The organism is Streptomyces sp. NRRL B-24085, assembly GCF_001282115.1.
In the GTDB taxonomy this organism is placed as follows: Bacteria; Actinomycetota; Actinomycetes; order Streptomycetales; family Streptomycetaceae; genus Streptomyces.
The window spans coordinates 56,519-67,770 of the sequence record NZ_LJBR01000097.1 but is presented as its reverse complement, the minus strand read 5'-3'; the positions used below and the strand labels follow the sequence as shown (position 1 = coordinate 67,770).

General features: G+C 71.8%; 7 protein-coding genes. 4 read left to right on the top strand and 3 right to left on the bottom strand.

Going from position 1 to position 11,252, the window contains the following annotated elements:
* Both AOJ26_RS13610 and AOJ26_RS13605 read right to left on the bottom strand, forming a co-directional pair.
* On the bottom strand, positions 1 to 509 hold a 509-nt coding region (locus tag AOJ26_RS13610; protein WP_053848517.1), incomplete at its 3' end, for a hypothetical protein.
* 87 nt (positions 510 to 596) lie between these two features.
* Positions 597 to 4,823, bottom strand: coding sequence for a molybdopterin-dependent oxidoreductase (locus AOJ26_RS13605; RefSeq protein WP_053848516.1), 4,227 nt, complete (start codon positions 4,821 to 4,823; stop codon positions 597 to 599).
* Positions 4,824 to 4,993: 170 nt separating this feature from the next.
* On the opposite strand from AOJ26_RS13605, the gene AOJ26_RS13600 reads away from it, so the two are divergent.
* On the top strand, positions 4,994 to 5,440 hold the full coding sequence (locus tag AOJ26_RS13600; RefSeq protein WP_053848515.1) for a Fur family transcriptional regulator: 447 nt from the start codon (positions 4,994 to 4,996) through the stop codon (positions 5,438 to 5,440).
* A gap of 24 nt (positions 5,441 to 5,464) precedes the next feature.
* Positions 5,465 to 7,681 (top strand): catalase/peroxidase HPI, encoded by a 2,217-nt coding sequence (katG, locus tag AOJ26_RS13595; RefSeq protein ID WP_053848514.1) that lies wholly within the window; start codon positions 5,465 to 5,467, stop codon positions 7,679 to 7,681.
* A 52-nt stretch (positions 7,682 to 7,733) separates the two neighbouring features.
* Here the strand turns inward: katG and AOJ26_RS13590 are convergent, their stop codons facing one another.
* Positions 7,734 to 8,909 (bottom strand): pyridoxal phosphate-dependent aminotransferase, encoded by a 1,176-nt coding sequence (locus tag AOJ26_RS13590; RefSeq protein ID WP_053848513.1) that lies wholly within the window; start codon positions 8,907 to 8,909, stop codon positions 7,734 to 7,736.
* Positions 8,910 to 9,104: 195 nt separating this feature from the next.
* On the opposite strand from AOJ26_RS13590, the gene AOJ26_RS13585 reads away from it, so the two are divergent.
* On the top strand, positions 9,105 to 10,313 hold the full coding sequence (locus AOJ26_RS13585) for a phospholipase D-like domain-containing protein (RefSeq protein ID WP_373413139.1): 1,209 nt from the start codon (positions 9,105 to 9,107) through the stop codon (positions 10,311 to 10,313).
* A gap of 80 nt (positions 10,314 to 10,393) precedes the next feature.
* Positions 10,394 to 11,245, top strand: coding sequence for a YihY/virulence factor BrkB family protein (locus tag AOJ26_RS13580; RefSeq protein ID WP_053848512.1), 852 nt, complete (start codon positions 10,394 to 10,396; stop codon positions 11,243 to 11,245).
* The last annotated feature ends 7 nt before the right edge of the window (positions 11,246 to 11,252 follow it).

The window sequence follows — 11,252 nt, the reverse complement described above, 5'->3', positions numbered from 1 at the left end:
GGTCCGCGCCGGTGGACCGTGTGACGGAGCAGCAGGGGGCGGGGGGTGCGCGGGGCGTCCGCGGGCGGCCGCACGGGGTCCGGTGCGGCCGGTTCGCCGTACCCCTGCCACCAGGCGGCGAGGCCGGGGACGAGGGCGAGGGCCCGGCGCAGCAGGGACCACAGAGCGGCCTCGCCGCACCGGAGCCACCAGGTCAGCAGCAGGGCGGCCGAGACATGGGCGGCGGTGGCGTGCGGGGTGAGGGCGTGGACGTGCGGGTGGGTCATGCGCATGCCGTGCATGAGCGTCGCGGTGGGCGGACGGGCGGCCGCGAAGCACCGGTGGAGTCCGCCCTGGGAGGTGAGCGTCGCCCCGCCGATGGCCCCGAGCGACCGTTCCCGGCCGCCGAGCAGCCATCCGGCCGCGAACACCGGCACGAACCCGGCCGCCTGCGTCCACAGCGGTGGTGCCATGCCGGTCGCCAGGGTGTGTCCACCGGCGGCCAGCAGCACGCACAGCGCGGCGAACACCGCCGCGCGCAGGCTCCGGACTCCGGGGGACGCCCTCACGGCGACCGATACTCCCACGCCCGATCCGGCGCCCCTGCGGCGGTCCGGTCAGTAGACGTCCCGCACATAGCGCTTGTCGGTGGCGAGTTGTTTCACGTACGCCGCCGCGCCCGCCTCGTCCAGTCCGCCGTGCAGGACCGCGATGTCCCGGAGCGCCCGGTCGACGTCCTTCGCCATGCGGGAGGCGTCGCCGCACACGTAGAGGTGGGCGCCGTCCTGGAGCCAGGACCACAGCAGCGCGCCGTGTTCGCGCATCCGGTCCTGCACGTAGACCTTGGCGCGCTGGTCGCGGGAGAACGCGGTGTCCAGGCGGGTGAGGGTGCCGTCCGCGAGGAAGCCGGTCAGCTCGTCCTCGTAGTAGAAGTCGGTCGTCCTGTGCTGTTCGCCGAAGAACAGCCAGTTCGGGGCGCGGTGGCCGAGTGCCCGGCGCTGTTCGAGGAAGCCGACGAAGGGGGCGACACCGGTGCCGGGACCGACCATGACCATGGGTGTGGCGGGGTCGGCCGGCGGGCGGAAGTGCGGGGAGCGCTGGACGTGGACGGGCACCGGGGTGTCGGGGGCGGCGTCGGCGAGGAAGGGTGAGCAGACGCCCTGGCGGGGCCGGCCGTGCAGGTTCTCGTAGCGCACGACGGAGACGGTCAGCGAGACGAGGTGCGGGTCGGTCAGCGGGCTGGACGATATGGAGTACAGGCGCGGCTGGAGGCGCCCGAGGGTCCGCGCCCACTCCTGCGGGCCGGCCTTCACGGCGTACTCCGTGATCACGTCCACGGCCTGCCTGCCCCAGCCCCACTTGGCGAGCTCGTCCTTGTTGTCCGGGCGCAGGAGCTTCTTCAGCTCCCGTGGGTCGCGGGTGCGTTCGGCGACGAACCGGAGCAGGCCGGGGGTGATCCGGGTGATGTCGAGATGGCTTCGCAACGCCTCGCCGAACGGGACCTCGCCCACACCGTTCACGTCCACCGCGGCCCCGGCGTCCAGACCGGTGACCGCGAGCCACTCCTCCACCAGGCCGGCCGAGTTGAGCGGCCGGATGCCGAGCGCGTCGCCCGCCTCGTACAGCAGCGGGCTCCCGCCGTGCCGGGTGTCGAAGGTGAACCTGCGGACCTCCTTGCCGGCTCCGGGCAGGCTCAGCAGCCGGTTGCCGGTGAGGCGGGCGAGGACGGGGGCGGTCCTCTTCGCCCGGGGCGGGGTGCCGGAGGGCGCCGGGACCGTCACCCGGGGCGGGGTGCCGAAGGGCACCTGAGCGGTCGGCGGGCGCACGGCGGGAGCGGACTCCTCCGTGCCGGGCGCCGGGGTGTCGGTCAGCGCGGTCAGCACCTGGTCCAGCCACCCGTGTGCCGCGTTCTCGAAGTCCGGCTCGCAGTCCGTGCGCGGGGCCAGCCGCAGCGCGCCCAGTTCGTCGAGGCGCTGGTCGAGCCGGCGGCCGTGCCCGCAGAAGTCGTCGTACGACGAGTCCCCGAAGGCCAGTACCGCGTACCGGCGGCCCTCCAGACGAGGGGTGCCGGGATCGGCCAGGCTCTCCCAGAAGCCGCTGCCGTTGTCGGGGGCGTCACCGTCGCCGAAGGTACTGGTGATCAGCAACAGGTCGGCGCCGGGCGGGAGTTCGCCGAGGTCGGCCTCGTTCATGCCGAGCAGGGAGGCCCGGTGGCCGACGGTGGTGAGCCGCTCGGCGGTGGCGCCGGCGAACTCCTCGGCGTTGCCGGTCTGCGAGGCCCACAGGATCACGACCTCACGGCGTGGGCCCGTGACCGGGGGCCGTACGCCCGAAGCCTGTGTGGTGGTGGCCCGGGAGTACATCCCGGCGAGTGTGCCGTTCACCCACAGGGCGTGCTCGGGGCTGAAGGGAGCGTCGGGCGGCAGGACCGGGACCCCGGGCGCGCCGGCCGGGACCCCGGCGAGGAAGCCGACGAGGTACTGGCGCTCCTGCGCGGTGAGGACCGGCGGCGGAGCCGGGTCGAGACCGAAGACCGACATGGCCGCGGACGCGATGGGCGCGGCCCCGGCCGTCCGCGACGCGACTGCCGAACTCGGCCTCGGAAACGGAACCGCGGCCGGAACCGGAGCCGCCGCACCCTCCGGAGTCCGCACGGTCACCGGCGTGGGCACCCGCGTCAGCGACACGGCGCACACCTTGAACTCCGGCTGGAACGACAGCGGGTCGACGGCGTCGTTCGTCACCGCGTTGACGCTCAGGTACTCCCCGAACAGGTCGTTCCAGTGGAAGGGCGCGAAGCAGCACCCCGGCCGCACCCGGTCCGTGACCACGGCCGGCAGCACGGCCCGCCCGCGCCGCGAGGCCACCTCCACGGAGTCGCCCTCGGCCACTCCCAGGTCCGCCGCGTCCCGCGGATGCAGTTCCACGAACGGCCCGGGGTCCAGCTTGTTCAGCTTCGCCACCTTCGCCGTCTTGGTCAGCGTGTGCCACTGGTGCTGGAGCCGCCCGGTGTTCAGGACGAAGGGGTAGTCGTCGTCCGGCATCTCGGCCGGCGGGATGTGCGGCCGGGCGTGGAACACGGCACGTCCGCTCGCCGTGGGGAAGCGGAGCGTCCCGTCCTCCTCCACGTACCGGATCGGGTTGCGGTCGGGTCCGTCCTCGCTCCCCGCGGGCCACTGGACCGGCGTCCGCCGCAGCCGCTCGTAGGAGACCCCGCGCAGGTCCCAGCCGGTCTTGGGGTTCCAGGCCCGCTTGATCTCCTCGAAGACGTCCTCGGCGCTGTCGTACGAGAACCCCTTCTCGTACCCCATCTCGCAGGCGACGGCGGCGATGATCCGCCAGTCGGCCATGGCCTCGCCGGGCGGGTCGGCGACCGCCGGTGTCAGGGTGAGGTTGCGCTCGCTGTTGACGAAGACGCCCTCGCCCTCCGTCCACAGCGCGCCGGGCAGCACGACGTCGGCGTACGCGTTGGTCTCGGTGTCGGCGAAGACGTCCTGGGTGACGACGAACTCGGCCGCTTCCAGGCCCTCGATGACCGTGCGGCGGCCCGCGACGGAGGCGACCGGGTTGGTGCAGATGATCCAGCAGGCCTTGATCTCGCCGTCGGCCATCTTCCGGAACATCTCGACCGTGCCCTTGCCGACGCCGTCGGCGCGCAGGGTGTCCGGGGGCAGCTCCCACAGCTCCTCGACGAAGGCCCGCTCCTCGTCGACCAGGACGGACCGCTGGCCGGGCAGGCCCGGGCCCATGTAGCCCATCTCACGGCCGCCCATCGCGTTGGGCTGGCCGGTGAGGGAGAACGGGCCGCTGCCGGGGCGGCAGACGGCACCGGTGGCGAGGTGGAGGTTGACCAGGGCGTTGGTGTTCCAGGTGCCGTGGGTGGACTGGTTGAGCCCCATGGTCCACAGGCTCATCCACTCGCCGGCCGCCCCGATCAGCCGGGCCGCCTCCCGGATGGCCTCCTCGGCGAGGCCCGTGATCCCGGCCACCGCGGCGGGCGTGTAGTCGGCGAGGAACTCCGGCATCGCCTCCCAGCCCTCGGTGTGGGCGGCGATGAAGTCCGGGTCGGTGTCGCCGTTCGCGTGCAGCAGGTGCAGCAGGCCGTTGAGCAGCGCGAGGTCGGTGCCCGGCTCGATCTGGAGGAACAGGTCCGCCTTCGCGGCCGTGGCGGTGCGCCGCGGGTCGACGACGATCACCTTGGCGCCCGCCGACTTCACGCGCTCCATCATCCGCAGGAACAGGATGGGGTGGCAGTCGGCCGTGTTGGAGCCGATGACGAGGAACAGGTCGGCCTGGTCGAAGTCCTGGTACGAGCCGGGCGGGCCGTCCGCACCGAGCGAGAGCTTGTAGCCGGTGCCGGCGCTCGCCATGCACAGCCGGGAGTTGGACTCGATCCGGTTGGTGCGCAGGAACCCCTTGGCGAGCTTGTTCGCCAGGTACTGCGCCTCCAGGCTCATCTGCCCGGACACGTAGAGGGCGACCGCGTCGGGGCCGTGCTCGTCGACGATCTCCCGCAGCCGCCGGGCCGTACGGCTGATCGCCTCGGCCACCGGGGCGGGAGCGGCCTCCGCGCCGCGCTCGGGGCGCACCAGGGCCGTGGCCAGCCGTCCCGGCGCCGCGAGCAGGTCGGCGGTGGTGGCGCCCTTGGTGCAGAGCCTGCCGAAGTTGGCGGGGTGCTCCTTGTCGCCGGACGCCTTCAGGACCGTACGCCGTCCGTCCGGGCCCCTCCCGATGTCGAGGACCAGGCCGCAGCCCACCCCGCAGTACGAGCAGACCGTCCGCACCACGGGCACGCCTCCTGAGCTCAGCCGATTCGATCTCCACCGACCGTACGAAATGCCCATTACACAGATGTCTCCCGAGCCGTTCACCAGGGGTTACACCGCCCGCACAGCTGACCGGGCACTGTTGTGAGCGCCTCCGCGCGCCGGGCCTGGCCGGATCCGACGCGCCACAGACTTGGAACGGTTCCATTTCTTGAACCATTCGTGTTTGTGAGGGTAGGTTGTTCCCCATGACCGCCCCCCAGCCTCCGAACACCGCCGCTGAGCTGCGCGGTGCCGGCCTGCGGGTGACGGCCGCGCGCGTCGCACTGCTCGAGACCGTCCGGGCCGGTGACCACCTCGCGGCCGACGCGATCGCCACGGGAGTGCGCGACCGTCTCGGCCACATATCCCTCCAGGCCGTGTACGAGGCCCTGCACTCGCTCACCGCGGCCGGCCTCGTGCGCCGCCTCGAGCCGCCCGGCAGCCCGGCACGGTTCGAGGGACGGGTCGGGGACAACCACCATCACCTGGTCTGCCGGTCGTGCGGGGCCGTCGTCGACGTCGACTGTGCCGTCGGTCACGCGCCCTGCCTGACAGCTTCCGACGACCGCGGCTTCTCGATCGACGAGGCCGAGGTCATCTACTGGGGCCTGTGCCCCGCCTGTTCCGCCCAAGGGCTTACTTCAGCACCGTGATCCACCCAGTTCGGAAGGACTGACATGTCTGAGAACCACGACGCAATCGTCACCGACTCCAAGCCCGAGGGCACTGGCGGCTGCCCGGTCGCGCACGGGCGCGCCGCGCACCCCACCCAGGGCGGCGGCAACCGCCAGTGGTGGCCGGAGCGCCTGAACCTCAAGATCCTCGCCAAGGACCCCGTCGTGGCGAACCCGCTCGGCGCGGACTTCGACTACGCCGAGGCCTTCCGGGCCCTGGACCTGGACGCGGTGAAGCGGGACATCGCCGAGGTGCTCACCACCTCGCAGGACTGGTGGCCGGCCGACTTCGGCAACTACGGCCCCCTGATGGTCCGGATGGCCTGGCACAGCGCCGGCACCTACCGCATCAGCGACGGCCGCGGCGGTGGCGGCCGTGGCCAGCAGCGCTTCGCGCCCCTGAACAGCTGGCCGGACAACGGCAACCTGGACAAGGCCCGCCGTCTGCTGTGGCCGGTCAAGAAGAAGTACGGCCAGTCCATCTCCTGGGCCGACCTGATGATCCTCACCGGCAACGTCGCCCTGGAGACCATGGGCTTCAAGACCTTCGGCTTCGGCGGCGGCCGCGCCGACGTCTGGGAGGCCGACGAGGACGTCTACTGGGGTCCCGAGACCACGTGGCTCGACGACCAGCGCTACACCGGCGACCGCGAGCTGGAGAACCCGCTCGGCGCGGTCCAGATGGGCCTCATCTACGTCAACCCCGAGGGCCCCAACGGCAACCCGGACCCGCTGGCCGCGGCCCGCGACATCCGTGAGACCTTCCGCCGCATGGCGATGAACGACGAGGAGACCGTCGCCCTCATCGCCGGCGGCCACACCTTCGGCAAGACCCACGGCGCCGGCCCCGCCGACCACGTCGGCAACGACCCCGAGGCCGCCGACATGGCCGACCAGGGCCTGGGCTGGAAGTCCACCTACGGCACCGGCAAGGGCGGCGACGCCATCACCTCCGGTCTCGAGGTCACCTGGACCACCAGGCCCACCCAGTGGACCAACGAGTTCTTCGACATCCTCTTCGGCTACGAGTGGGAGCTCACCGAGTCCCCGGCCGGCGCCAAGCAGTGGGTGGCCAAGGACTCCGAGGAGATCATCCCGGACGCCCACGACCCGTCGAAGAAGCGTCGGCCCACGATGCTCACCACCGACCTCTCGCTGCGCTTCGACCCGATCTACGGCGAGATCTCCAAGCGCTTCCACGAGAACCCGGACCAGTTCGCGGACGCCTTCGCCCGCGCCTGGTACAAGCTGACCCACCGTGACCTGGGCCCGAAGTCCCTGTACCTCGGCCCGGAGGTCCCCGCCGAGACGATGCTGTGGCAGGACCCGCTGCCGCAGGCCGAGGGCGAGGCCATCGACGCCGCCGACGTGGCGGCCCTGAAGGTCAAGATCCTGGAGACCGGCCTCACGGTCTCGCAGCTCGTCTCCACCGCATGGGCCTCGGCGTCCACCTTCCGCGGCAGCGACAAGCGCGGCGGTGCCAACGGCGCCCGCATCCGCCTGGAGCCGCAGCGCGGCTGGGAGGTCAACGACCCCGAGCAGCTCGCGCAGGTCCTGCGCGTCCTGGAGGGCGTCCGGGCCGAGTTCAACACCGGTGCGAAGAAGGTCTCCCTGGCCGACCTGATCGTCCTCGCGGGTGCCGCGGCGATCGAGAAGGCCGCCAAGGACGCCGGCTACGCCGTGGAGGTCCCCTTCACGCCGGGCCGTGTGGACGCGACCGAGGAGCACACCGACGTCGAGTCCTTCGCCGCGCTGGAGCCGACCGCGGACGGCTTCCGCAACTACGTCGGCAAGGGCAACCGTCTGCCGGCCGAGTACCTGCTGCTCGACAAGGCGAACCTGCTCACCCTGAGCGCCCCCGAGATGACCGTCCTCGTCGGTGGTCTGCGCGTCCTCGGCGCCAACCAGGGCGGCACCGTGCACGGCGTCTTCACCGACCGTCCGGGCGTCCTGACCAACGACTTCTTCGTCAACCTGCTCGACCTGGGCACGACGTGGAAGTCCACCTCGCAGGACCAGACGCACTTCGAGGGCCGTGACGCGGAGACGGGCAAGCTGAAGTGGACCGGCACCCGAGCCGACCTGGTCTTCGGCTCCAACTCCGAGCTGCGCGCGCTCGCCGAGGTCTACGCGAGCGACGACGCCAAGGAGAAGTTCGTGAAGGACTTCGTCGACGCGTGGGTCAAGGTCTCGAACCTGGACCGCTTCGACCTGGTCTGAGCATCCGCATGACACAGGGGCCGGTCTCGGCGGACCGGCCCCTGTGCCGTGTCTAGACGAGCGCGGCGACGAACTTCCCGAGCCGCGCGATCCCCTCGCGCAGTTCCCCGGCCGAGGCCGCGTAGGACAGCCGGACATGCGTGTCGGCGGTGCCCACCCCGAAGTCCCGCCCGGGCGTGAGCGCGACCTGCGCCTCCTGGAGCGCCCGCCCGCAGAACTCCCACGAGGTGAGTCCGGTGCCGCTGACGTCGAAGTAGACGTAGAACGCCCCGTCGGGCGGCACGGGCACCGGCAGCCCGATCTGTGCGAGCCCGTCGAGGACGAGGGCCCGCCGCCGCCCGAACTCGGCCCGCCGCTCCTCGCACACGGCGAGCGACTCGGGCGTGAAGCAGGCGAGCGCGGCGTGCTGGGCGGGGGTGGAGGCGCAGATCATGTAGTTCTGGGCGAGCCGCTCCAGCGCGGGCACCAGCGCCTCGGGCACCACGCACCAGCCCAGCCGCCAGCCGGTCATCCCGAAGTACTTCGAGAAGCTGTTGATGACCACGGCGTCCGGGTCGTACGACAGCACACTGCGCGGCGGCCGTCCGTGCTCGTCGTGGTCGCCGAGGTCGAGGTAGATCTCGTCGACGATCCGCCAGGCGTCCCGCTCCCTGGCGAGCTCGCTGATCGCGGCCAGCTCGGCGGCCGGCACCGAGGTGCCGGTCGGGTTGGAGGGGCTGGCGACCATGATCCCGCGGGTGCGGTCCGTCCAGTGCGACCGCACGGACGCCGCGTCCAGCTGGTAGCGCGACCCGGCGCTGGTGGGCACGAGCGTGACCCGCGCCCCGAAGCTCTCGGCGATCTGCCGGTTGCAGGGGTAGGAGGGGTCGGCGATGAGCACCTCGTCGCCGGGCTCGACCAGGGCGGCGGCGCCCAGCACCAGCGCGGCCGACGCCCCGGCGGTCACGACGACCCGGCCCGGATCGACGTCGACGCCGTGCCGCTCACCGTAGAACCGCGCTATGGCAAGGCGCAGTTCGGGCAGCCCGAGCGCCCCGGTGTAGCTCATGGGCCTGCTGCCCACGGCGTCCCGCATCGCCTCGATCACGGCGGGCGGGGCCCCGAAGTCCGGCTCCCCCAGGCTGAGTTTGACGACGTGCCGCCCCTCGGCCTCCAGCGCCGCGGCGTGCTTGCCGAACTCCATGGCGTAGAACGGCGCGACGGACTGGGCGCGTTGCGAGATCCTCATGCGGCGGCCTTCCGGGGGTCAGGTGGTCGAGGGCTCCAGAGGGGCCACGCTCTCGGGCGGGATGTCAGCGCCATCGTGCCGCAGGAACCCGTGACCGGGGTAATCGTGTGCCGCGGCGCCGACCGGGAAGGCGGTTGTTCGGGCCGGTTCGCCGGCCCGTGACGTTCCCGCTTCGCGACCTTTCGGAGACCCGGCGTGACACTCGGTGGCAGACCCGCACTGCTCGCACAGGACACCACCCCCGACCTCGCGGCGCGCAAGCAGCGGCTGCGCCGCCGTCTGGAGCGGCTGATCGGCGTGGCCGCGACCGAGGGCAACGACCTGGTGCCGCTGCGCAACGGCGATCAGATCTTCCCCGCGATGCTCGGAGCGATCCGTTCGGCCCGGCACACCATCGACATGATGACGTTCGTGTACTGGCGGGGGCAGATCGCCCACGACTTCGCCGACGCGCTGGCCGAACGCGCCCGTGCGGGGGTGCGGGTACGACTGCTGCTCGACGGCTTCGGCGCCAAGTCGATCGAGGGGCGGTTGCTGGACCTCATGAGCGCCGCGGGCGTGCAGGTGGCATGGTTCCGCAAGCCGGCGTGGCTGTCGCCGTTCAAGCAGAACCACCGCTGCCATCGCAAGGCCCTCGTCGTCGACGAGGACACCGCCTTCACCGGCGGCGTCGGCATCGCGGAGGAGTGGTGCGGCGACGCGCGCAACCCCGCCGAGTGGCGGGACACCCATGTCCAGGTGCGCGGTCCGGCCGTCGACGGCATCGCGGCCGCGTTCGCGCAGAACTGGGCCGAGTGCCACGACGAGCTCTTCGACGCCCGTGACCGCTTCACGGAACACCGGCAGGCCGGCTCGTCGGTGGTACAGGTCGTCCGCGGCTCCGCGAGCATCGGCTGGCAGGACATGCAGACCCTCATCCGGATCATGCTCAGCTCCGCCGAGGAACGGTTCCGGCTGGCCACCGCCTACTTCGCCCCGGACGACTACTTCATCGACCTGCTGTGCGAGACCGCGCGTCGCGGGGTGCGGGTCGAGATCCTGCTGCCCGGTCCCCACACCGACCAGCGCGCCTGTCAATTGGCCGGTCAGCACCACTACACGCGTCTGCTCCGGGCAGGCGTGCACATACGTCAGTACCAGCCGACCATGATGCACGCCAAGATCATCACCGTGGACTCGGTGGCCTCCCTCATCGGATCCACCAACTTCAACCGGCGCTCCATGGACCACGACGAAGAGGTGATGCTCGCCGTGCTGGACGAGGAGTTCACCGCCGCCCTCGACCGGGACTACGAGAAGGATCTCGAACGCAGTGTGGACATCGACCTGCACCGGTGGAGACGGCGGGCCGTGCTGCAACGCGTCGGGGAGGCCGCGGTCGGACCGATCCGACGCTTCCTGTGAAACGACCAGATCGCCTCGTAACAACAAGCCCGTAACCACAGCCCGTACCCACGAGCCCGTACCCACAAGAAGGTCTCGCCATGGATGACGCGGACGGCCGCACGGCGCGATGGCGGGCGGCGCTGCGCCGGACGCCGGTGTCGGTCTGGAACGACGACGTCACGGACTGGGCCGCGGCGCTCACCTACTACGCGGTGCTGGCCCTGTTCCCCTCCCTGCTGGTGATTCTCTCGATCCTCGGTCTGGCCGTGCCCACCGCCGAGCCGGAGGTCATCGACCGCGTGGTGCAGGCCACGCCGAGCGCGTCCCGTGCCCTGCTGCGCAGCACCCTGCGGCAGATGGCGGGGCAGTCGTCGACGGCATGGACGTTGATCTTCGTCGGTGGGACGGGTGCCCTGTGGTCGGGATGCAGCTATCTGAGCGTCTTCCGCCGGGCGCTCTACGCCATGCACCGCGTCGACGCGGACCGGCCGGTCTGGCGTACCGCTCCGCGCATCCTCGCCACCGCCCTGGTGCTGCTCGCCCTGCTCCTGACCTCGACCCTCGCGCTGCTGATCAGCGGCAGCCTCGTCCGGCGTCTGGGCAGTGCGCTGCACCTGGGCACCGGTCTCCAGGCCGGCTGGGACACACTGCGGTGGCCGGTCATCGCCGCGGTCGCCGTGGCCCTGGTCCTGGTCCTGTACCGCTCGGGCCCGGCGTGCTCCCGCCCCGTCGGCCGGACGGCGCCGGGCGGCACCCTGGCGGTGGCCCTCCTGCTGGCCGTCTCGGTCGGGTTCGCCCTGTACACCTCGCACGTCGGCACGTACAGCCGGCTGTACGGCTCGCTGGCGGGCGTCGTGGTCTTCCTGGTCTGGCTGTGGCTGTCCAACCTGGCCCTTCTGGTCGGCGCCCAGTTCAACGCGGAGCTGGCGAAGCCCGGTCAGGGGGAATGAGCCGGTA

What these genes read in the sequence shown, in the direction of transcription:
- AOJ26_RS13605 (WP_053848516.1), bottom strand. Translation starts at nt 4,823, where the DNA reads ATGGGCATTTCGTACGGTCGGTGGAGATCGAATCGGCTGAGCTCAGGA.
- AOJ26_RS13600 (WP_053848515.1), top strand. Translation starts at nt 4,994, where the DNA reads ATGACCGCCCCCCAGCCTCCGAACACCGCCGCTGAGCTGCGCGGTGCC.
- katG (WP_053848514.1), top strand. Translation starts at nt 5,465, where the DNA reads ATGTCTGAGAACCACGACGCAATCGTCACCGACTCCAAGCCCGAGGGC.
- AOJ26_RS13590 (WP_053848513.1), bottom strand. Translation starts at nt 8,909, where the DNA reads ATGAGGATCTCGCAACGCGCCCAGTCCGTCGCGCCGTTCTACGCCATG.
- AOJ26_RS13580 (WP_053848512.1), top strand. Translation starts at nt 10,394, where the DNA reads ATGGATGACGCGGACGGCCGCACGGCGCGATGGCGGGCGGCGCTGCGC.